Source organism: Phytohabitans sp. LJ34, assembly GCF_052068095.1.
Taxonomy (GTDB): domain Bacteria; phylum Actinomycetota; class Actinomycetes; order Mycobacteriales; family Micromonosporaceae; genus Phytohabitans.
The window spans coordinates 26,210-48,107 of the sequence record NZ_JBQHDG010000036.1 but is presented as its reverse complement, the minus strand read 5'-3'; the positions used below and the strand labels follow the sequence as shown (position 1 = coordinate 48,107).

Sequence of the window (21,898 nt, the reverse complement as noted above, 5' to 3'; positions counted from 1 at the left end):
CCAGCCGCCGCCCGCTGCCCGCACCCGGCCCAGACGAGGGCGAGTTCGAGTGGCCGGAGGGCGCGGTGCCCGCTCCCGCCTCGAGGCCGGCCCCCGAGGCGGACCCGCACGACGAGCCCCCACGTGGGCGCGGCCGCCGGGCCGGCGGCCGCCCCGCGCCGGACGGCGAGCTTGCGGGCGGGCGCTGGGGTGATGCGCGCCTCGCGGCGGACGGCGAGTCGCGTGGCGAGCTTTCGGGTGGGCGTGGGCGTTGGGGTGGTGGTCGCCCTGCCGTGGACGGCGAGTCGCGTGACGAGCTTTTGGGCGGGCGTGGGCGTTGGGGTGGTCGTCGCCCCGCCGCAGACGGCGAGCCGCCGCGCGACGAGGCCGAGCGGGCCCGCGAGATCTGCCTCGCTCAGCTCGCCGTCCGCCCGCGCACGCGCGCCGAGCTGGCCACCGCGCTCGCCCGGCGGGGCATCTCGCCCGAGGTGGCGGTGCAGGTCCTCGAGCGCTACGACGAGGTCGGCATGATCGACGACGCGGCGTTCGCCCGCGCGTGGGTCTCCAGCCGCCACCACGGCCGCGGGCTGGCCCGCCGCGCCCTCGCCAACGAGCTGCGCCGCAAGGGCGTCGACGCCGAGACGGCCGGCGCCGCCCTCGACGACCTCGACCCCGACACCGAGGAGGCCACCGCGCGGGCGCTCGTCGACCGCAAGCTGCGTGTGGCCCGGGGCGAGCCCGAGGCCATCTTCCGCCGGCTGGTGGGCATGCTCGCCCGCAAGGGCTACGGCCCGGGCCTGGCCATCCGCGTGGTCAAGGACGCGATGGCGGCGCAGAGCGCGGAGGCCGCCGAGTTCGCCGACGCCGTCGACGCGGACGCACTGGCCGACATGGAGGGTGGCGACCGCACCGACTGACCCGCGGGCGGACCAGCAGGCGGCCTCGACCGCGATTTGGGCTACCGCGATGTGCGTCGTGGTCTATGCCGTCGCGCGGGACCCCGGGGAAAATGTGGAGCGCGGCGGAGCGTTTTTGGGGTGGCATTTCCCGCGGCCTCACCCGTCCGCCGTTGGGCGCGGCAGTCTCGCCGAGCGGGTGCGGTTTGTGAACCACGGACGGTGTGGCCGAGGGAGCAACGGCATGGACCACAACGCAGACAGACCGCGATCCGCTGCCGTCCTGCCCACGCACTCGGCCAAGATCCAAGTCGCACGGAGGTAACGCGACGTCACTGGCCCGAGTCGGGGACTTTGAGATCTAGGAAACCTAGGGTCGAAATGTCGCCCTAACTCTCCAAGATCTCGACCCGGGGGCCGCTAACCCTGTCGCGACGGTTACTCGGCGCAACGAAAGCTCGAGCCAACGACGCTAGCAAGCGACAGGATGGGCAAACCCCAATCGCCCCCCGGCACGTCGCCCAAGAGCGCGGCGCCAGACGGTCGTAACAGTCAGGCCCAACGATGGCGCCTCGGGCGTTGGCATGCTCGGCTCTTGACGGGGTCGATGGCCGTCGGGATGGCGCCTTCACGATCCTGATGGTCCGGAGGCTTAAAGGGCTGACCGCGACCAACGGCGAATGGGTGAGGCCGCGGGAGCAACGGCATAGACCACGACGGACTTCGCGGTAGCTCAAATCTCCACAGTGGAGCCGCGCGGACGGGGCTGCCGATCGTGCCGCGAGCCGTCAGGGTCCCCGGGCGTGGATGATCGCAATCTCGACGGCCTGTGGACGGCCGGTTGCCCGCCGACGAGGCCGCGAGGTGGCTGAGCCTGGTAAAGCCCTCCGAGCGCGGCTGAGCCCGCGCGGTCGCAGAATGGGGGAATGCTCAAGGCCTGCCTGAACGGCGGCGTACTCCGGCACGAGCACCCCGCGGTGCCGATCACGCCCGCCGAGGTGGCGGCCGACGCGGTGCGGTGCGAGACCGCGGGCGCGGCCGCCGTACACGTCCACCCGCGCGACGAGGAGGGGCGGGAGACGCTCGCCGCGGAGGCGGTGGACGCGACCGTGGCGGCGTTGCGGCGGGCCTGCCCGGAGCTGCCCGTCGGGGTGAGCACCGGCGCGTGGATGGCGCCCGATCCGGGGGAGCGGGTCGCCGCGATCGAGTCGTGGCGGGTGCTGCCGGACTTCGCCTCGGTCAACGCGCACGAGGAGGGTGCCGAGCGGGTCGCGGCGGCTCTGCACGCGCGGGGGATCGGCGTGGAGGCGGGGCTGTGGACGCCGGCGGCCGTGGCGGCCTACCAGGCGTGGCGCGTGCCCTGCCTGCGGCTGCTGCTGGAGTGCATGGAGCCGGAGGAGGAGCGGGCCCTGGCCAACGCACACGCGATGCTGGACGCGCTGGGAAGCGACCCTCCCGTGCTCCTCCACGCGGAGGGGCCGGCGGTCTGGGCGGTCCTGCGCGAGGCGATGCGGCTCGGCCTGCACGCGCGTGTGGGGCTGGAGGACACCCGGACGATGCCGGATGGCACGATGGCACCCGACAATCGCGCTCTGGTGGAAGCCGCGTTGACCTTTGGGAGGACCCCGGGGTCGGCCGAATGATCGCGCAGGTTGGCCGAAAAATGTGCGGCGTTCGTGACTCGTCCCGGAATGCCCGTACCGGCCATGACCTGCGTGTGAGCGTTCGAATGCCGAACGTCCCGGCTTCGGCCGGATCATGGGTCCTTGACCGAACCGCCACTCGCGACCTAGCCTCGCGTTACAGACGAGAAAGCCCGACCATCGCAGGCTAATCGCACAACATAGATCGCGTAACAGTACGGCATCACTTTAGATCCGTCGTCGACCGGGCCGCGTCGGCGACGGCGTGACATATCAGGCCAGTGGCGGTGCCCCAGGTGGGCGCCGCTGGCGGTCGTACCTGCGGCCCGCTGCCTCGGTCGGGCGACACAGCCGTAAGGCGCGTCAGTGGGCGGGCACAACCCGCCCCCCGGCGCCCGAGGCGGCGAAGGGAGGCGGCATGGGCGGGATGACCGTAGTACTGCTGATCGCGGTGCTGGCGCTGGCCGTACTCGTGCTTGTGGCGATCGCTCTCGGCGCGCGGGCGCTGCGTGGCCTGACGGTGCCCCAGCCCGCGGTGGAGCGGGCCGAAGATCCGGCGTTCGTGGCCGAGCGAGACCGCCAGGAGGAGTCCCTGGCCGCGCTGCGCAGCGCGGCCGGCGAGGCGACGTCCGCGGCGGAGCAGGCCAAGAACGCCGCCACCGCGGCCCGTACGGACGCGGCGGAGGCCAAGGCCGAGGCCCGCGCGGCGCGTGCGGAGGCGCGCCGGGTGCTCGACGCGGCCCGGGCCGAGGCCGACACCATCCTCGAACGGGCACACCGGCAGGCCGAGGCGGACGCGGAGCAGGCGCGGGCGGCGGCGCGGCGCAGCGGTGAGCGCGAGATCGCCATGCTCAGCACGACCGTCAAGGAGCAGGCCGCGGATCTGGAGCGGCGCACCGCGCGGATCGACGAGCGGGAGCGGCAGCACACCGAGGAGCTGGACCGGATCGCCGAGCGCGACCGGCGGATCGCGGCGGCCGAGGCCGAGCTGGCCGAGCGCGAGGCGGCCCTGGCCGAACGCGAGGCGACGCTCGTCGAGGCGGAGGAGCTGCGCCGGCGCGAGCTGGAGCGGGTCGCCGGGCTCACCGTCGACGCGGCCAAGGCCGAGCTCGTCGAAGCGATCGAGGGGCAGGCCAAGCGGGAGGCGGCGCTGCTCGTCCGCGACATCGAAAACGACGCGCGCAGCACCGCCGAGCAGCGTGCCCGCCACATCGTGGTCGACGCGATCCAGCGGGTGGCGAGCGAGCAGACCGCGGAGAGCGTGGTCAGCGTGCTCCACCTGCCCGGCGACGAGATGAAGGGGCGCATCATCGGCCGCGAGGGCCGCAACATCCGCGCCTTCGAGTCGGTGACCGGCGTCAACCTGATCATCGACGACACGCCCGAAGCGGTCCTGCTCTCCTGCTTCGACCCGGTGCGGCGCGAGATTGGCCGCCTCACCCTGGAAAAGCTGGTACTCGACGGGCGGATCCACCCGCACCGCATCGAGGAGGTCTTCGAGACCGCCAAGCACGAGGTGGAGCGGCTGTGCGAGCGCGCCGCGGAGGACGCGCTCGTCGAGGTGGGCATCACCGACCTGCACCCGGAGCTGATGACGCTGCTGGGCCGGCTGCGCTACCGCACCTCCTACGGGCAGAACGTGCTCAAGCACCTCGTCGAGACCGCGCACATCGCCGGCATCATGGCCGCCGAGCTCCGGCTCGACGCGCAGATGATCAAACGGTGCGCGTTCCTGCACGACATCGGCAAGGCACTCACCCACGAGGTGGAGGGGAGCCACGCGCTGATCGGCGCCGACCTCGCCCGCAAGTACGGCGAGCCGGAAGAGGTCGTCCACGCGATCGAGGCGCACCACAACGAGGTGCCGCCGCAGACCATCGAGGCGGTTCTGACCCAGGCCTCGGACGCCTGCTCCGGCGGCCGGCCGGGGGCGCGGCGGGAGAGCCTCGAGGCGTACGTCAAGCGGCTGGAGCGGATCGAGGAGATCGCCGCCGGCAAGACCGGCGTGGAGAAGGTCTTCGCGATGCAGGCCGGCCGCGAGATCCGGGTGATGGTCAAGCCCGACGACGTCGACGACATCGGCGCCGCCGTGCTGGCCCGCGACGTGGCGAAGCAGATCGAGGAGGAGCTCACCTACCCCGGGCAGATCCGCGTGACGGTGGTCCGCGAGTCCCGGGTCACGGAGATCGCTCGCTGACCTCGGTGATTACGCAAACGTCGCGCGAGCGCCATCGCCCGCCGACGTGCTGCCGGCTTCTCGGCCTCGGACGCCGGGCGTCGCGGGTTCGTCGCCGGGAAGAGAAACTGTGAGCTACCGCGGCGTCCGTCGTGGTCCATGCCGTTGCTCCCGCGGCCTCACCCGTCCGCTGTTGCTTGCGGCTCACCCCTATGCACCCCAAAAACGCTCCGCCGCGCTCCACGTTTCCCGGGGGCCCCGCGCAACGGCATGGACCACGACGCACATCGCGGTAGCTCAAGGAACGCGTACTCAGGCAATCCGCCTTAGCCCTGCGGCTCCACCACCGCGGCCGAGGGTGGCGCGGCCGCCTCTTCCCGGGGAGCGCGACCCTGGCGCTTGGTGCGGCGGTCGAGCCAGTTGGCCAGCAGGGTCAGCAGCGAGTTGACCACGATGTAGATGGCGGCGACGACGATCGCCGCGGCGACCACGTTGCCGTAGTTGGCGGGCAGGTCGTTGACGCCGCGCTGGAGCAGTTCGGGGTAGGCCACGATGTAGCCCAGCGCCGTGTCCTTCAGCAGCACCACAAGCTGGCTGACAATCAGGGGGAGCATCGCGCGGGCCGCCTGCGGCACAAGGATGTGCTGCATGACCTGGCCCTTGCGCATGCCGACCGCGTACGCGGCCTCGGACTGGCCACCGGGCACGGCGCGGATGCCGGCGCGGAACGCTTCGGCCAGCACCGAGCCGTTGTAGAGCGTCAGGCCGACGACCACGGCCCAGAACGCCTCCACCGGGCCGTCGATGAGAAACGGCACGCCGTAGAAGATAAAGAAGATCATGAGCAGCAGCGGCACGGCGCGGAAGAACTCGACGACCATGCCGGCCGGGACGCTGATCCACCAGTGGTCGGAGAGACGCCCGACGGCGAAGATGATGCCGAACGCCAGCGACAGCACCATGCCGGTGGCCGCCGCCTTCAGGGTCGCCCACAGGCCGGGGAGGATGAAGTCGGTCCACGTGCCAGACTTCGCGAAGGGCTCCCACAGCGGTCCGGCGAACTGGCCCTTCTCGTCGAACTTCGAGTAGACCCACCACAGCAGCGCGATCAGCGCGAGCCCGAAGACGACCGTGAGGATCCGGTTGCGCCGGATGGCCTTGGGGCCCGGGTGGTCGTAGAGAACCGTGCGGTCGCTCATCTAACGCCTCACTGCGAAACGGTTGGCTAGCCAGCCGAACAGGTAGCCGGTCGGCACCAGGAACAGCACGAAGATGCCGGCGAAGACAAGGAAGATTTCGATGACCGCGTCGCCGTTGTCGTTGATGAGGCTGCGCATGGCGTCGGATGCCTCGAGGACGCCGATCACGACGGCGACCGTGCTGTTTTTCGCCAGGGCGATGAAGACGCTGCCCAGCGGTCCGATCACCGAGCGCCCGGCCTGGGGCAGGATGATGATCCGCAGGATCTGGCTGAAGGTGAGCCCGATCGCGCGCGCAGCCTCCGCCTGGCCGGCCGGCACGGTGTTGACGCCGGAGCGAAACGCCTCGCAGACGAAGGCCGCGGTGTAGACCGAGAGGCCGATGACGCCCAACCAGAAGTTGTTGAGCTCGATGTTGTCCGAGAGTTTCAGCCCCAGCGTGGAGAAGAGGGCGAAGTAGCAGAAGACGAGGACCAGCGTCAGCGGCGTGTTGCGGAAGATGTTGACCCAGGCCGTGCCGAAGCCGCGCAGCACCGGCACCGGCGACACCCGCATCGCCGCCAGCAGGATGCCGAGCACCAGTGCGAACGCCGCCGACACGAGGGTGAGGCGGAGGATCCAGGAGAACCCGTTCAACACCAGGTCGACGTTGGCCGAGTCCTGGAAGACGTGCATGGTCCACTCCCTATTGGCGCCCAAGCGAGTGGGGCCGGCCGTCGCGGGCCGACCCCACTCCCGCGGATGTCAGCCGCAGTTGGTCAGCTTGCTGGTGTCCAGGGTCGGTGCCGGGGTGCCGCTCTTGCCGAGCGTGTTGTCCCAGGCCGCCTTGTACGAACCGTCGGTGCCGGCCGCGGTGAGGATCTCGTTGATCTTCTTGCAACCGGCCGAGTCGTCCTTCTTCAACCCGATGCCGTACGGCTCGGTCGAGAACGGCTTGCCCACCACCTTGAACTTGCCCGCGTACTGGTCCTGCGCCGCGTACCCGGCCAGGATGATGTCGTCGGTGGTCACCGCGTCGACCTGGTTACCGGCCAGCGCGGTGATGCACTTGGAGTACGCGTCGAACTGCTGGAGCTGCGCCTTCGGGTAGTCCGTCTGGATCCGCTTGGCCGGCGTCGAACCGGAGACGGAGCAGACCTTCTTGCCGTCCAGCGACTCCGGACCGGTGATGTCCGAACCAGTCGGCACCAGCAGGTCCTGACCAGCCGTGTAGTACGGACCGGCGAAGTTCACCTTCGTCTTGCGCTCGTCGTTGATCGTGTACGTGGCCACGACGAGGTCGACGGTGCCCTGCTGGATGAACGGCTCCCGGTTGGCCGACACGGTGGTCTTCCACTCGATGCCGGACTCGGGCACACCCAGCCCCTTGGCGATGATCTTCGCGATCTCGATGTCGAAGCCTTCGTAGGCCGAGCCGGTCTGTAGACCGAGGCCGGGCTGGTCGGCCTTGACACCGATCACCAGCTTCTTGTCCTTCTCGGCCTTGCCCACGATGCCGGACGCGCCGCTACCACTACCCGAGCCGGCGTCATCGCCGTCATCGCCCCCACACGCGGCGACGCCCAAAGACAGCACCGCCACCGCGGCGATGGCCGTCAAGCGCGACATACGCATTTGTTAACCCTCCTCTTTCGACGGAGCTCCCGGATCCCGGCGGAATGCTCCACAGTGGACGCTTAGTGCGTCAGGATCTTCGACAGGAAGTCCTTGGCCCGCTCGCTCTTCGGGCTGCCGAAGAACTCATCGGGTGCTGCCTGCTCGACGAGCTGGCCGTCGGCCATGAAGACCACCCGGTTGGCGGCGTGCCGCGCGAACCCCATCTCGTGCGTCACCACCACCATCGTCATGCCGTCTCGGGCCAGTGATGTCATCACGTCGAGCACCTCGCCGACCATCTCCGGGTCGAGCGCGCTGGTGGGCTCGTCGAAGAGCATCGCCTTCGGCTGCATCGCCAGCGCCCGGGCGATCGCCGCCCGCTGCTGCTGGCCGCCGGAGAGCTGGGCCGGATACTTTTCCGCCTGGCTCGCGATGCCGACGCGCTCCAGGAGCGCCATCGCCCGGTCGCGGGCCGTCGCCGGCTTCTCCTTGCGCACCTTGATCGGCCCCAGCGTGACGTTCTGGAGGATCGTCTTGTGCGCGAAGAGGTTGAACGACTGGAAGACCATGCCGACGTCGCTGCGCAGCCGCGCGAGGGCACGCCCCTCGGCGGGCAGCGGCTGCCCGTCGAACGTGATCGAGCCTGAGTTGATCGGCTCGAGCCTGTTGATCGCTCGGCAGAGCGTGGACTTGCCCGAGCCGGACGGCCCGATGACCACCACTACCTCACCGCGGTCGACCGAGAGGTCGACGTCCTGGAGCACGTGCAACGGACCGAACCACTTGTTGACTGACTCGAGCACGATGAGCGGTTCGCCCGCTGCCACTGTCGTCACCGCCCTGTAACGTCACGACTACTCTCGGTAGGCCGATTGCCTCGGCTCCGGCCACTTTAAGCGGGTCGGAGTGCGGAAAAGCCACTTACTTGGTCACGAGGGAATAACACCGGCCACGCATACCGTGCTGGACAGCCACCATCGACGTATGAAAACCCCCACCGCCATCTGGACCTGGTCGGTGGACGCCTGGATCCACCCGGTCCGGCTGTGCGCCGCTCTCGAGGCGGTACTGGCCCGTCCGGTGGTCCCCCTGGGCGCCGCCGACCCCGCCCGATTACCGGCGGATGCGGTGGTCTGCGACGTGTGGCAGACCTCGGGCGACTTTCCCACGATCGTGGAGTGCTACGGCCCACCCGCCGGCGTGATCGAGGCGGCGGTGGTCGCCGGGCTCGCCCGGCGGCTCGGCCACCGCTTTCTGGTCGCCGACGACACGCTCAACCCCGGCCGCCACCTGCTGGCCACGCCGGACGGCACGCTCCGCCCGGCGCACGTCGACGTCGCCGACACGGACGACGGCGCGGCACACTCCAACGCCCGCCCGTGCACGATCGCCACACAGCGCTGCCGGGAGTCCGAAGAGTGCCGCCAGTCGCGCTGGGAGCCCGACAGCGCCCATCGGCTGGGCTCCGGGCTCGCTCCGCTCCTCGGCCGCTAGCGCTCCTGTCGCCGGGCGTGTGGCGGCGGCCCCTGACCTAACGGCGGCCTGAGGCGGCGCGGGCCGCGCGGGCCTTTTCGCGGCGTACGTCGGGGGAGTCCGCGTTCGGGCTGGGACGCACCACAAGATCAGCGAGCAGCGTCCGCGTGGCGTCGGCCACCGCGGCGACCGCGGTCTCGAAGGCCTCGGCGTTGTGCGAGGCGGGGGTACGGAAGCCGGAGATCTTGCGGACGTACTGGAGCGCGGCGGCCTGGATGTCAGCCTCGGTGACCTCCTCGACGAACGGCTCCCGCAGGGTAACGATGCTCCGGCACATTTACGCCTCCCAGAAGAATTGGTCCCGCCCCAAGACAGTTAGTCTTGACTCTGCCATGACTACCGCACCCACCGGCAACCCGCGTACCTACGAGGTCCGCACGTACGGCTGCCAGATGAACGTCCACGACTCCGAGCGCATCTCCGGCCTCATGGAGCAGGCCGGCTATGTGCGCGCGGCCGGGTCGGACGAGCCGGACGTGGTTGTTTTCAACACCTGCGCCGTGCGGGAAAACGCCGACAACCGCCTCTACGGCAACCTCGGCCACCTGCGGCCGGTCAAGGACAAGCACCCCGACATGCAGATCGCGGTCGGCGGTTGCCTGGCGCAGAAGGACCGCGGCGAGATCGTCAGCCGCGCGCCGTGGGTCGACGTCGTCTTCGGCACCCACAACATCGGCTCGCTGCCGGCGCTGCTGGAGCGGGCCCGGCACAACTCCGCCGCCGAGGTGGAGATCCTCGAGTCGCTGGAGGTCTTCCCCTCCACGCTGCCGACCCGCCGCGAGTCCACCTACGCGGGTTGGGTGTCGATCTCCGTCGGGTGCAACAACACCTGCACCTTCTGCATCGTGCCGTCGCTGCGCGGCAAGGAGAAGGACCGCCGGCCGGGGGAGATCCTCGCCGAGGTCGAGGCGCTGGTGGCCGAGGGCGTGCTGGAGGTGACGCTCCTCGGGCAAAACGTCAACTCGTACGGGGTCGAGTTCGGCGACCGGCTCGCGTTCGGCAAGCTGCTGCGCGCCACCGGCGGCATCGAGGGGCTGGAGCGGGTGCGCTTCACCAGCCCGCACCCCAAAGACTTCACCGACGACGTGATCGCGGCGATGGCCGAGACGCCCAACGTCTGCCACCAGCTCCACATGCCGCTCCAGTCCGGCTCCGACGCGGTGCTCAAGGCGATGCGCCGGTCCTACCGGGCCGACAAGTACCTCGGCATCATCGAGAAGGTGCGCGCGGCCATGCCCGACGCGGCCATCACCACCGACGTCATCGTGGGTTTCCCTGGCGAGACGGAGGAAGACTTCGCCCGGACGCTCGACGTCGTGCGCGCGGCCCGGTTCGCGGGCGCCTTCACCTTCCAGTACTCCAAGCGTCCCGGCACACCCGCCGCCTCGATGCCCGACCAGCTGCCCAAGCAGGTGGTGCAGGAGCGATACCTGCGGCTGATGGCGGTCGTCGAAGAGGTCACCTGGGCCGAAAACAAGGCGCTCGTCGGCGAGACCGTCGAGGTGCTCGTGGCGGTCGGCGAGGGACGCAAGGACGAGCGCACCGGCCGCATGTCGGGCCGCGCGCGAGACGGGCGGCTCGTGCATTTCGCCACGGACGGCATTGAGCCGAGGCCGGGCGACATCGTGCACACCGTCGTGACGTACGCGGCACCGCACCACCTCAACGCCGACGGCGCGCCCCTGCACCACCGGCGCACCCGGGCCGGCGACGCGTGGGAGTCGGGCCGGGCCCCCCGCACACCGGGCGTACTGCTCGGTATGCCCGCCGTCCGTCCTAGCTAGAAACCTTTCGCGGCCACGGTCGCCGCCGTTGCTCCCGCGGCCTTGCCCGTCCGCCGCTGGTCGTGCTTACCCCGGCGGCTGCGCCGGGCCTGACGGCTCCGGCTGGGTAGGTGCGCGCGGGATGCGTTTGCTCTGCTTCCCTGGAGTGGCCACCCGCATTCGGCCCGCCGCCACCCGCGGAGGCCCGCCGCATAGCCGACCGTCAAATGACCTCCGGAACGCGACACTAGAGCCTTTTCGGAGTCGAGGTAACCGGGCCGCTAAGTTCCTTTTAGGACAAAGATTTGAGCTACCGCGATGTCCGTCGTGGTCCAGACCGCTGCTCCCGCGGCCTCACCCGTCCGCCGCTGGTCGCGCTCACCCCGTCGGGCCGCCGCGACGGTCGCTGTTTGTCCACAAATGCCTGCTCCCGGATCGGCGCTCTGGGAAAGCAACAGCGGTTTCGTCGCCGCGGGTAACCGCCGCGGCGGTGTGAGCGGCGCGAGATTCCAGATCTCGGAGAGTTAGGGCGCTATTTCCACCCCAACTCTCCTAGATCTCGAAGTCCCGATCCCTGGGCTGGTGACGCTGCGTCAGGATGGCGGAGGTAGGCCCCGCGAAGACTCCCTTCGGGGCTTGTCTCGCGGACCTGGCAGTGGACGGCCGGGGATTTCGGCTCGCCCCGCGAGCCGCCGGCCGGGAGCGGTCCCCGCGGGAGCGTACGGTCTCCAGCTGACGCGGACCGGGGGAAATCTGCCGGAGCGCCGCCACGCGCGTAACCCGACTCCGAAAGCTCTTCAGATCTCCCCCCGCCGGTGGCGCGCGGGGGTGAGCGCGACCAACGGCGGACGGGTGAGGCCGCGGGAGCAGCGGTCCGGACCACGACGGACATCGCGGTAGCCCAAATCTCTTTGGTCAAATGGGTTTCGGGGCCGGGCTGGCCGAAGCCACCCCGACCCCGAAGATCTCTAGATGCTGATCCGGCCGGCGCCGGCGCCCTGGGAGACCAGGTTCTTGACCGCGCTGGCGGAGTCCATCGAGTACGCGTACGGGATGCCGGCCACGCTGCCGCCGGTCTGGCCCGAGCCCGAGTTGACGAAGTGGTTGTTGCGGGCCACGAGCGATCCCGGACCCGAGTCGCCCTCACCGAGGTGGAACGGGTCGTCGGTGTTCTCGAAGTAGTTGCCCTCCACGAGCACGCCCGCGCCCTCGGTGGACGCCACGCCGTAGCCGCCGACGTTGCTGTAGAAGTTGTTGTACACGTGCACCGGGTTGCCGAAGCGCACGCGCGGGTGCCGCTGGTTGCTGCCGTCGAACCAGTTGTGGTGGTACGTGACGCGCAGGTGCCCCACGTCCTGGCTGGCGTTGTCGTCGCTGTGCCCGAGCAGCATCGACTTGTCGTGGCCGAAGACGCGGTTCCACGACACGGTCACGAAGTCGGAGCCGCGCTTGATGTCGACCGCGCCGTCGTACCCGGCGGTGAAGCTGTTGTGGTCGATCCAGATGTTGGTGGCCGACTCCTGGATGTTGATCGCGTCGTCGTCCCAGCCGCGGAAGGTCAGGTTGCGGATGATGACGTTGCGGTCGCCGTTGACGTTGAAGCCACAGCCGGCGATCGTCGCGCCCGCGTTCCCGATGATGGTTTTGTTGGAACGGACCCGCAGCATGCCCGAGCACGAGATCGTGCCGGAGACCCGGATGACCGAGGCGCTGGTCGACCCGAGCGCGCTGGTCAGCGCGGAGGCCGAGGTGACGGTCGTGGTGGCCGCGTTGCCGCCGCCGGTGGTGCCGCCGTTCTGGGTGGCCCAGCCGACCAGCCCGGCGCCGCTGCCACCGGGCGGTTGGGTCGGCGGGGTGCCGGTGGTGGGAGAGGTGCCCGGCGTGGTCGGGGTGGCGCTGCCGGTGCAGGCGGTGCCGTTGACCGCGAAGCTTGTCGGCGCCGGGTTGGTGCTGTTGTTCCACGACCCGTTGAAGCCGAACGAGGTGCTCGCGTTGGTGGCGAGGCTGCCGTTGTAGCTGGCGTTCTGGGCGGTCACCTGGCTGCCGCTCTGCGTCACGGTGGCGTTCCACGCCTGGGTGACGGTCTGGCCGGCGGAGTACGACCAGGTGAGCGTCCAGCTGGTGATCGGGTCGCCGAGGTTGGTGACGGTGACGTTGGCGCCGAAGCCGCCCTGCCACTGGTTGCTGACGGTGTAGCCGACCCGGCACCCGGCCGCGGCCTGGGCTCCGGTGGCGGCGATGACGACGCCCGTCGCGGAGAGCGCGGCGGCCGTGGCGGCGGCGGTGCACAGCGCGATGCGGCGCCGTGTATCGAACATGGTTGTCTCCTGGGCTTCGTGTGGGGGCGCTGCCCATTCGCCCACGATGTCCGGCTCTGCGCTCGCAGCCCGGAGGCAAGCGCTTTCCCATGAAAGCATGAACCAGGGCGCCACTCAAGACCGTCAATGAGTAGCGCCCTGGTTCGTTGCGCTATGCCGTAGCTGTACAGGTGGCGCCGTTGAGGCGTACGTTCCCCGGCGGACTCGCGGTGCCGTTGGCGGTGAAGCCGATCGTCACCGAGCTGCCGGCGGGCAGCGACGGGCTCCAGGTCGGCGCCGCCGCGGTAACGGTCGTGCCGCTCTGGGTGACCGTGGCGTTCCAGCCGCTGCCGAGTGTCACCCCGGACGGCCAGGTCCAGGCGACACTCCACGGGTTGGCCGCGCTACCGCTGTTGTTGCGCACGGTCACGTTGCCCTGGAAGCCGCCCTGCCAGGCGTTCGTCTGCTGGTACGTCACCTGGCAGCCGAGCGGCCCATTGGTGGTGGGCGGTGGTCCGGTGGTGGTGCCGCCGGTGGGCCCGCTCGTGGTGGGGCTGGTGGGCGTGCCGCCGCCGACCGGCGGGATCAGGTACGGCTGGAGGATCGCCTGCTTCTCCGTGTTGATGTTGGTCCAGTCGTCGAGCGCGATGCCGCCGGTGTCACCCGAGTTCGGGTTCCACGACCAGTACGTGAACGACATGCCGTCGACGCCCGTGCCGGTGTAGCGCATCAGCTCCTGGAGCCACACCTTGTCCTTCGGGTCGGCCAGCGTGCTGCCGAACTCGCCCATCATGATCGGCGCGACGTTCTGCTTGTAGAGGTAGCCCCAGAAGCCGTCCCAGAGCGCCGGCATGTTCGCCGGGTAGTTGGGCTCGTCGAACCAGTCCTGGTGGAAGACCGAGATCGCGTACTCGTGCGGCGAGTAGACGAGCCGGTTGGCGACGTTGAGCCGCACCGGGAACTCGCCGGCCTTGGACAGGTTGCCGCCCCACCAGCCACAGCTCTCGTCGTTGCTGGGGTCGCCGTCCCACACGTTCGACAGGCCGCCGCTGGGGCAGCTCACGCCTTCGACGAAGATCAGCCAGTTGGGCTGCACGCCGAGGATCGCGTTGCCCGCGCGCTCCGCGGCGAGGCGCCAGTCGCGGCTCTCCACCCCGCAGCCCCAGCAGGCGCCGGTGGCGTTGGGGTTGGTGCCCTCGGCGTGCGGCTCGTTGTGCAGGTCGGCGCCGATGACGGTGGTGTTGCCCGCGTACCGCTGCGCCAGCATCCGCCAATCGGCGATCCAGGTCGCCTCTGACACGGTGGGGGTGTACCAGAGGGCGGACTGTCCAGCCGCCGTCGGGCGGTGCCGGTCGAGGATCACCCGCATGCCCTTGGTGCCGGCGTAGTTGATGACCTTGTCGAGGATCTGCAACGGCGTGTTGCCGACCAGGTCCGGGTTGACGAAGTCGTTGATGCCGGTCGCGGTCGCGCCGGCCTTGAGGGCGTCGTTCGAGAAGGGGATGCGCAGGGTGTTGTAGCCCAGGCTGGCCATCTTGTCGACCTGGTTGCGCCAGGGGTTGTTGGACCACAGGCCGTGGAACGTCTTGTTGTCGGTCTCCATGCCAAACCAGTTGATGCCGGTCAGGCGTACCGTCGCGCCGGTGCTGTCGACAATCTTGTTGCCGCTGGTGCGCAGGTATCCGGTGCCGGTGCCCGCCGCGTGCGCGGCCGGCGCCATGGCGATGGCGACCAGAAAACCAGCGGCGGCGGTGGTGGCGACGGCGAGGGCGCTCGCGAGCGCTCTGCGGGACATTGCCAGGGTTCTCCGTTCAAAGGAATGCAGCGTCGAGGAAAGAACGTTGCCCTGGCTCCAACGGCCATTCTGATCCTTGTAAATGTCCTCGTCAAACCCTCAAGCCCAAAGATCAAGATTTGGGCTACCGCGACGTCCGCCGTGGTCCAGACCGTCGCTCCCGCGGCCTCACCCGTCCGCTGTTGGTCACGCGCACTGGTCTTGCTTCGCGGCATGCGCTGACGCGGACCCGGGACCTGGGTCTGCCTAGGTCTGCCGGCGGAAACGAAAGCGGTGAGGGCTCCCCGACCCGCCGTCGGGGAGCCCTCACCATTGGGAGGAGGAACAGCTAGTGCGTGCCGGCCGTCACCGGCTCGCGCTCGGTCGTCGGCTGGCCGTGCCCGCCGGGCGCGTCGCCGTGGCCGGGCCACCAGGCGGCGTGGCCCAGCAGCGCGGTCACGCTCGGCACCAGGAACATCGACATGACGAACGCGGAGATCGCGATGCCGATCGAGACCGCGAAGCCCATCTCGCTCAGGAACGCGATGCCCGCCAGCATCATCGAGGCGAACGTGCCGGCCAAGATGAGTCCCGCCGAGGCGACCGAGGGGCCGCCGTGCTCGACGGCGAGGTCGGCGGAGGTGCGCGGGTCGTTGCCGAGTCTCGCCTCCTCGCGGAGTCGCGCGATCATCAGGATGTTGTAGTCGGTGCCGATGGCTACCACGAAGAGGTACAGGATCGTGGGCAGCATGAACGACAGGCCGGGCCGGCTGCCGATGCCCTGGAAGACGAGCACCGTCGCGCCGAGCGTGCTGAAGAAGCCGAGCACCACGGCCAGCATCAGGTAGATCGGTGCGACCAGCGCGCGCAGCAGCAGGGCCAGGATGATCGCGATCAGCGCGCCCGCGACCGGGAAGATGACCCACAGGTCGCGGGTGTTGGCGTCCCGGATGTCCGCGAAGATCGAGCTCGCGCCGCCCACGTACGCGGTGGCGCCGGATGGAACGTCGGCGTGTGCCACGTCGCGCAGGCGGTCGCCGGCGAGGTCGAGCGCCTCGGTGGAGTACGGGCTGGTGGCGAGCAGCAGGTTGATCTGCGCCGCCGTCCCGTCCTGGCTCACCGCGGCGCTCGCGCCACCCGGAGCGGGCATGATGCCGCCGACGCCGGGCACCTCCTTGAGCTTGTTCGCGTACTGCTCGAGCGTCGCCGGGTCGAGCCGCCCACCGCCGTCGGCGCGCAGGTACACCGTCGTGGGGTTGAGCGCGCCCGCTGGGAAGCCGGTCTGGAGGTCGCGGAAGCCCTGCGACGACTCGGTGTCCTCGGGCAGCTGGGCGGTCTGGTCGTAGTCGGTGGCCATGCCGAGCGAGCCGAGCGCGAGGGCCACCATGAAGAGGCCGGAGACGACCGCCACCACGGCCGGCCGGCGGCCGACGAACCTGCCGATGCCCCGGAAGACGCTGCCCCGTGGCGTCTTCTGCCACGCCTTGGACGGCCAGAAGACGCGCGGCCCGAGCAGCGACACCACCGCCGGCACCAGCGTCACCGACGCCAGCGCCATCACCGCGACGGCGATGGAGAGGCCCGGCCCGAGGCTGCGGAACGCGCCGAAGATGGCCAGCAGCAGCGCCATGAACGCGATGATGATCGCGGCCGCCGCCGAGGCGATGACCTCGCCGACCCGCGCCACGGCGCTGACCAGCGCGTCCTTCTTGTCGTCGCCGGCGCGCAGCCGCTCGCGGTAGCGGAATAGGAGGAACAGGATGTAGTCGGTGCCGACGCCGAACAGCACGATCGTCAGGATGATCTGTAGTGACTGGTCGACCTGGAGGTCGGTGGCCTTGGCGACGAGCGCGATCAGTCCGGGGGAGATGGCGCTCACGATGCTGACCGTGACGATCGGCAGCAGCGCGGCGACCGGGCTTCGGTAGATCACCAGCAGCAGCACGATGATGAGCACGATCGTGGCGATGCCGACGATCGTCAGCGCGTTTTCGAACGCGTCCTGGTTGTCCAGCTGCATGGCCACGTCGCCGGTCACCGCGAGCGTGAGCGGGCTGCCGGCCACCATCGGCTTGACCGTGTCGCGGATGCGCTGCACGGAGTCGAGCACCTTCTGGTCGTCGGCCAGCCCCTGGATGCCGATGCTGATCAGCTGGACCTGTTTGTTGGGGGAGACCGCCTCGGGGCCGGTTACCACGCCGGTGACCTTCTCGATGTCGGCCGACTGCACCGCGGTCGCCAGCTCGCCGACCTTGGCCTGGTCGGCCTCGGTCAGCGGCTGGTTGTCGGTGCGGCGTACGACCACGGTGGCCGTGGAGTCATTGGACTGCGCGAACTTCTCCTCCGCCAGCTCCTGAGCCTTGACCGACTCATAGCTGTTGGGCAGGAAGTTTGCCTGGTCACTCGTGGTCACGTCGGCCAGCGTCGGCGCGAACACGACGACACCCACCGCCGCGATCACCCACGCGAGGATGACCTTCCACGGGTTGTAGACGACGAAGCGTCCCAACCGTTCGAACATGACTCCCCCTCAGTCAGCCGTTCGGTCCTTACCGTCCGGCAAGTAGATGTCTACCTGCCGCACGGTAGATAAGATCTGAGCGTAGAGCAAGGACTTTTCGCGCGTATGACCAAGCTCGCATCAAGATGATGCGGGAGGCGCGCTGAGAGACTGCTGAGAGTGCGTAACGCGCCTGTTGCTGGGTACGATCGGCGCGCGTCTAGGAGGTGCACGACCCGTGGTCGCTGACGACACCAAGGCCCGGATCCGTGCCGTGGCGATGGAGCTTTTCGCCTCCCAGGGCTACGAGCGGACCAGCCTCCGCGAGATCGCCGAGCGGGTCGGCATGACCAAGGCCTCGCTCTACTACCACTACCCCTCGAAGCAGGCGCTGCTGCTGGCGCTCATCCAGCCGCTGGTCGACGAGTGGCGCCACGAGGTCGAGGCCGCCGAGCGCGAGCCCTACGGCCCGTCGACTGTGCGCGTGGCCCTCGGCCGCATGATCGACACGATGATCCGCCACCGCGCCGCGTGCGGGATCGTCATGCGAGACACCCCGGCGCTCGCCTCGGTCAAGCCGATCCTCCAGGAGATGATGCAGGTGGCCAGCCAGCTGCACACCTGGCTGGCCGGCCCGCACCCGACCGACGTCGACCGGATCAGGGCGATCGCCGCGTCCGAGGTGCTCGGCGGCGCCGTGTCATCGGTGGTCACGGTCGCCGAGGTCTCGCCGGTCCTGCTCCGGCAGACGCTGCTCGACTGCGCCATGGGCGTGCTGGGCATGGACCGCGAGCCGCCGCCGGACGCGCCGCCACCCGTCGGCAGCCAGCGCGTCCCGGTAAACCAGCACGCCTAGCGAGAGCGTCGCCGTCGGCCCCGATCCAGACCCACGATCACGAAACATTGAGCTACCGCGATGTCCGCGGTGGTCCATGCCGTTGCTCCCGCGGCCTCACCCGTCCGCTGTTGGTCGCGCGTCGGGCTCAGCCAGCGTGTGTGCCGCCGGCGGCGACCGCGCCCCAGGTCCCGCGCCTTTGCCGCGCGGTAGCCGCGGCCACAGGCGAAGGCGGGGGGCACCGCGTGACAACGGCGGAGGGCAAGGCCGGGGGAGCAGCGGTCCGGACCCGATGCCACTCACCTGACCTGGACATTCCGAAGCGCGCGGATGACAGGACCGGCAAGAGCATAGATTTCCCGCCCGCACAGGGTGGGCCGGCTTCGCCGGCCACCGTCTGTGACGCGGCCTCAGCAGGCTCAGGTAAGAAACTTCCGGATCTAGGAGAGTTAGGGCTGATATGGCGCCCTAAGTCTCCAAGATCTCGAATTTGGGCCGCGTACAAGGCGGCAGCGGTTACTCAGGGCGACGAAGCCCTGTTTGGGATCGCCCGCCGGCTGTTCGGAAACATGCCGCGACCGAACGCGAGGATGAGCCGCGGGAGCGGCGGACCAGACCATGGTCGACTTGCGGTAAGTGGCATTGGGTCCAGACCACCGCGGCCGTCGCGGTAGCCCGAATCTTGTCTCTGATCTGGGAGTTAGCTTGCCTGCTCGGCCAGCTTGAGGAACTGACGCTTTGACTCCAGGGCCTTTTCCGCCTCGCGGATGCGCTTGGCGTCGCCCGCGGCGCGCGCCCTATTGAGCCGCTGCTCAGCCTCGGCGACCTGGTCGCGCATCTGGGCCAGCAGGGGGTTGGCCGACGGCTCGGTGCGCCGCCAGGCCGACTCCATCGCCTGGCGCACCTTGTCGTCGACCGCGCGGAGCCGGCGGTCGAGGCCGGCGGCCGCCTCGCGCGGCACCCGGCCGGCGTCGTGCCACTGGCCCTGGATCTCACGGAGCCTGGCCTGCGCGGCCCGCGGGTCGGCGTCGACGTCGATCGCCTCGGCCTGGGCCAGCAGCTCCTGCTTGCGGTCGAGGTTTCCGCGCTGCTCGGCGTCGCGGGCCGAGAAGACCTCGCTGCGCCGGGTGAAGAACGCGTCCTGCGCCGCCCGGAACCTCTCCCACAGCCGCTGCTCGGCCTCCTTCGAGGCGCGGGGTGCGGCCTTCCACTCGGACATGAGCTCCTTGAGGCGGGCGGCCGTCGGTGCCCAGTCGGTCGACTCGGTCAGCGACTCGGCCTCGACGACGAGCGCCTCCTTGGCGCCCTGTGCCTGCTTACGCTGCGCGTCGAGCGTCGCGAAGTGCGCGCCCCGCCGCCGGGTGAAGGAGTCACGGGCGGCCGCGAAACGCTTCCACAGCTCGCCGTCGGTCTTCTTGTCGACGCCGCGGATCGTCTTCCACTCGTCGAGGATCTCCTTGAGCCGGTCGCCGGCCGTCTTCCAGCCGGTGGACTCGGCGGCGAGCTTTTCCGCCTCCTCGACCAGGGAGGTCTTGCGGGCCAGCGCCTCGGCGCGGGCGGCGTCGCGGGCGGCGCGGGCCTCGCCGGCCTTCTGCTCGGCCAGGCTCGCCAGCTTGTCGAGGCGCGCGCAAAGACCGTCGATGTCGCCGACCACGTGCGCCTCGGCGAGCTCGGTGCGGAGCCGCCGGACGCTCGCCAGCGAGTGGGCCGCGTCGGCGGCGCCCGAGTTGAGGCGGGCCTCGACCAGATTGACCTCGGTGACCTTGTCGGCGAACCTCCGGGCGAAGTGGGCCAATCCCTCCTCCGGTGGGCCGGCCTGCCACGACCCGACCACTCGCTCGCCCTCTGCCGTCTTGACGTACACCGTGCCGTCGGCGTCCACTCGACCGAAGGCGGTCCAGTCGCTCATGTGCCCATCCTCGTTCTCCCGGCGCCGTCGGGCGGGGGTTACCCGGCGGCTACCGCCACAGCGCAGTATGTTTGCAGCGGAGTATCTCCCGGCATTGTCACAGGTCCAACCCGGTCCGCGTCGAGCGCTAAACGTTGACCGTGACCATACGGTGTCCTTGGTTGGCTTGCGCACGACACAGTTAGGTCGCCGCTACCGTGTGACCGTGCCATTGGTCGCCGCAGCGGTCTGTCCGCATCCGCCCATGATCGTCCCAGAGATCGCCGGTGGCGCGGCTCCCGAGCTCGACCCGCTGCGGGCCGCGTGTGACACGGCGGTGCGGCGGCTCGCCGCTTCCGGCGCCCGTTCACTGGTGGTCCTGGGTAGTTACACATCGACGATGGACTATAGCTTTCCGGTGCGGGTCTCGTTTTCCCGATGGGGCCTGCCCGAGCCTCCGGGCGAGCCGCCGTCGTTGCCGCTCAGCCTGTCGGTCGGCGCGTGGCTGATCAATCGGGCGTTCGTGCCGGTTCCGCCGGTCATCCGTAGATTCGCCACGATCGCGGAGTCCGCGCCGGTCGAGGAATGCGCCGCGCTCGCCGACGACCTCGGGTCCGACGAGCCCTGGGCGCTCCTCGCGCTGGGCGACGGTTCGGCCCGCCGCGGCACGGGTGCGCCGGGATACGACGACCCGCGCGCCGTCCCGTACGACGAATCAGTCGAACAGGCCCTGGCCACCGCGGACCTGGACGTTCTGCGCGGTCTGGACCCCGTGCTCGCCGCGGAGCTGATGGTCGCCGGGCGCGCGCCCTGGCAGGTGCTGGCGGCGGCCGCGGCGGGCGGCACCTGGCGGGCGCGCCTCGACTACGCGGCCGCGCCCTATGGTGTGGCCTACTTCGTCGCGTCGTGGGAGCGGGAGTGGGAGCGGGCATGACTGTGATCGCCGTGGTGGGGCCGACGGCCGCGGGCAAGTCGGCGCTCGGCATCGCGCTCGCCCACGCGCTCGGCGGCGAGGTCGTCAACGCCGACTCCATGCAGCTCTACCGCGGGATGGACATCGGCACGGCCAAGCTCACGCCGGACGAGCGCGAGGGCGTGCCGCACCACGTGCTCGACATCTGGGAGGTGACCGAGCCGGCGAGCGTGGCCGCGTACCAGCGGGTGGCCCGCGCGGCCGTCGACGACGTGCGGGCGCGCGGCCGGGTGCCGATCCTGGTGGGCGGCTCGGGGCTGTACGTGCGGGCGGTGCTGGAGGAGTTCGAGTTTCCCGGCACCGACGCCGACCTGCGGGCGTCGCTCGAGGCCGCGCTCGCCGCCGGCGGCCCGGGCCCGCTCTACGAGCGCCTGCGCGCCGCCGACCCCGCCGCGGCCGCGAAGATCCTCCCCACGAACGGGAGGCGCATCGTGCGGGCCCTCGAGGTGATCGCGCTGACCGGCGCCCCGTTCACCGCCTCGCTGCCCGACCCCAAGCCCTACTACGACGCGGTGCAGATCGGCGTCGACCGCACCGACCTCGCTACGCGGGTGGAGGAGCGGGTGGACGTGATGTTCGCCGCGGGGCTGGTGGCGGAGACTTTGCTTCTCACCGAGCGGGGACTCAGGGAGGGGCGGACGGCCAGCCGGGCGCTCGGCTACCAGCAGGTGCTCGCCCACCTCGCCGGCTCGCTCTCCCTCGAGGAGGCCCGCGCCGAGACCGTCCGTGCCACCCGCCGCTTCGTACGGCGGCAGCGCACCTGGTTTCGCCGCGACCCCCGTATCGCCTGGCTCGACGCCACGCGCCCGGATCTGGTGGAGGCCGCGTTGGAGATTGCGGGATGAT

At 70.2% G+C, this 21,898-nt stretch carries 17 protein-coding genes; 8 read left to right on the top strand and 9 right to left on the bottom strand.

Going from position 1 to position 21,898, the window contains the following annotated elements; genetic code table 11:
• Positions 1-299 precede the first annotated feature (299 nt).
• From ACTMTJ_RS42245 to rny, 3 genes are all read left to right on the top strand, one after another.
• Entirely contained in the window at positions 300-896 is a 597-nt protein-coding gene (locus tag ACTMTJ_RS42245; protein WP_441224423.1) for a regulatory protein RecX, read from the top strand.
• Between the two features lie 905 nt (positions 897-1,801).
• Entirely contained in the window at positions 1,802-2,518 is a 717-nt protein-coding gene (locus tag ACTMTJ_RS42240; protein ID WP_441224398.1) for a 3-keto-5-aminohexanoate cleavage protein, read from the top strand.
• A 418-nt stretch (positions 2,519-2,936) separates the two neighbouring features.
• Positions 2,937-4,715, top strand: a complete 1,779-nt coding sequence (gene rny, locus ACTMTJ_RS42235) for a ribonuclease Y (RefSeq protein ID WP_441224397.1) — start codon at positions 2,937-2,939, stop codon at positions 4,713-4,715.
• Between the two features lie 305 nt (positions 4,716-5,020).
• On the opposite strand, the gene ACTMTJ_RS42230 is transcribed toward rny, so the two are convergent.
• The 4 genes from ACTMTJ_RS42230 to ACTMTJ_RS42215 form a co-directional block, all read right to left on the bottom strand.
• On the bottom strand, positions 5,021-5,893 hold the full coding sequence (locus tag ACTMTJ_RS42230; protein ID WP_441224396.1) for an amino acid ABC transporter permease: 873 nt from the start codon (positions 5,891-5,893) through the stop codon (positions 5,021-5,023).
• Positions 5,894-6,568, bottom strand: coding sequence for an amino acid ABC transporter permease (locus ACTMTJ_RS42225; protein WP_441224395.1), 675 nt, complete (start codon positions 6,566-6,568; stop codon positions 5,894-5,896).
• Between the two features lie 69 nt (positions 6,569-6,637).
• Positions 6,638-7,507: a glutamate ABC transporter substrate-binding protein gene (locus ACTMTJ_RS42220; protein ID WP_441224394.1), complete on the bottom strand. Its 870-nt coding sequence runs from the start codon at positions 7,505-7,507 to the stop codon at positions 6,638-6,640.
• Between the two features lie 62 nt (positions 7,508-7,569).
• On the bottom strand, positions 7,570-8,316 hold the full coding sequence (locus tag ACTMTJ_RS42215) for an amino acid ABC transporter ATP-binding protein (protein ID WP_441224393.1): 747 nt from the start codon (positions 8,314-8,316) through the stop codon (positions 7,570-7,572).
• A gap of 157 nt (positions 8,317-8,473) precedes the next feature.
• On the opposite strand from ACTMTJ_RS42215, the gene ACTMTJ_RS42210 reads away from it, so the two are divergent.
• Positions 8,474-8,983: a hypothetical protein gene (locus tag ACTMTJ_RS42210; RefSeq protein ID WP_441224392.1), complete on the top strand. Its 510-nt coding sequence runs from the start codon at positions 8,474-8,476 to the stop codon at positions 8,981-8,983.
• Between the two features lie 37 nt (positions 8,984-9,020).
• On the opposite strand, the gene ACTMTJ_RS42205 is transcribed toward ACTMTJ_RS42210, so the two are convergent.
• Positions 9,021-9,299 carry a DUF2277 domain-containing protein gene (locus ACTMTJ_RS42205; RefSeq protein WP_441224391.1) on the bottom strand — a complete coding sequence of 93 codons (279 nt, stop codon included), beginning with the start codon at positions 9,297-9,299 and terminating at the stop codon, positions 9,021-9,023.
• A gap of 55 nt (positions 9,300-9,354) precedes the next feature.
• Between ACTMTJ_RS42205 and miaB the strand changes: the two genes are divergently transcribed.
• The gene (gene miaB / locus ACTMTJ_RS42200; RefSeq protein WP_441224390.1) at positions 9,355-10,806 is read left to right on the top strand and encodes a tRNA (N6-isopentenyl adenosine(37)-C2)-methylthiotransferase MiaB; all 1,452 of its coding nucleotides are present in this window, start codon (positions 9,355-9,357) and stop codon (positions 10,804-10,806) included.
• A gap of 947 nt (positions 10,807-11,753) precedes the next feature.
• Here the strand turns inward: miaB and ACTMTJ_RS42195 are convergent.
• The 3 genes from ACTMTJ_RS42195 to ACTMTJ_RS42185 all read right to left on the bottom strand — a co-directional run bounded on the left by ACTMTJ_RS42195 (position 11,754) and on the right by ACTMTJ_RS42185 (position 17,377).
• Positions 11,754-13,103: a pectate lyase family protein gene (locus ACTMTJ_RS42195; protein WP_441224389.1), complete on the bottom strand. Its 1,350-nt coding sequence runs from the start codon at positions 13,101-13,103 to the stop codon at positions 11,754-11,756.
• A 151-nt stretch (positions 13,104-13,254) separates the two neighbouring features.
• Positions 13,255-14,877: a cellulase family glycosylhydrolase gene (locus tag ACTMTJ_RS42190; protein ID WP_441224388.1), complete on the bottom strand. Its 1,623-nt coding sequence runs from the start codon at positions 14,875-14,877 to the stop codon at positions 13,255-13,257.
• A gap of 328 nt (positions 14,878-15,205) precedes the next feature.
• Positions 15,206-17,377 (bottom strand): MMPL family transporter, encoded by a 2,172-nt coding sequence (locus ACTMTJ_RS42185; RefSeq protein ID WP_441224387.1) that lies wholly within the window; start codon positions 17,375-17,377, stop codon positions 15,206-15,208.
• Between the two features lie 217 nt (positions 17,378-17,594).
• On the opposite strand from ACTMTJ_RS42185, the gene ACTMTJ_RS42180 reads away from it, so the two are divergent.
• Entirely contained in the window at positions 17,595-18,212 is a 618-nt protein-coding gene (locus ACTMTJ_RS42180; protein ID WP_441224386.1) for a TetR/AcrR family transcriptional regulator, read from the top strand.
• A 679-nt stretch (positions 18,213-18,891) separates the two neighbouring features.
• Here ACTMTJ_RS42180 and ACTMTJ_RS42175 read toward each other — a convergent pair.
• The gene (locus ACTMTJ_RS42175; RefSeq protein WP_441224385.1) at positions 18,892-20,100 is read right to left on the bottom strand and encodes a DUF349 domain-containing protein; all 1,209 of its coding nucleotides are present in this window, start codon (positions 20,098-20,100) and stop codon (positions 18,892-18,894) included.
• Between the two features lie 244 nt (positions 20,101-20,344).
• Between ACTMTJ_RS42175 and ACTMTJ_RS42170 the strand changes: the two genes are divergently transcribed.
• Positions 20,345-21,013, top strand: coding sequence for a hypothetical protein (locus ACTMTJ_RS42170; RefSeq protein WP_441224384.1), 669 nt, complete (start codon positions 20,345-20,347; stop codon positions 21,011-21,013).
• Complete coding sequence (gene miaA, locus ACTMTJ_RS42165; RefSeq protein WP_441224383.1) at positions 21,010-21,897, top strand: tRNA (adenosine(37)-N6)-dimethylallyltransferase MiaA; 888 nt, start codon at positions 21,010-21,012, stop codon at positions 21,895-21,897. The genes ACTMTJ_RS42170 and miaA overlap by 4 nt, the downstream gene beginning before the upstream one ends.
• Position 21,898: the final 1 nt, after the last annotated feature.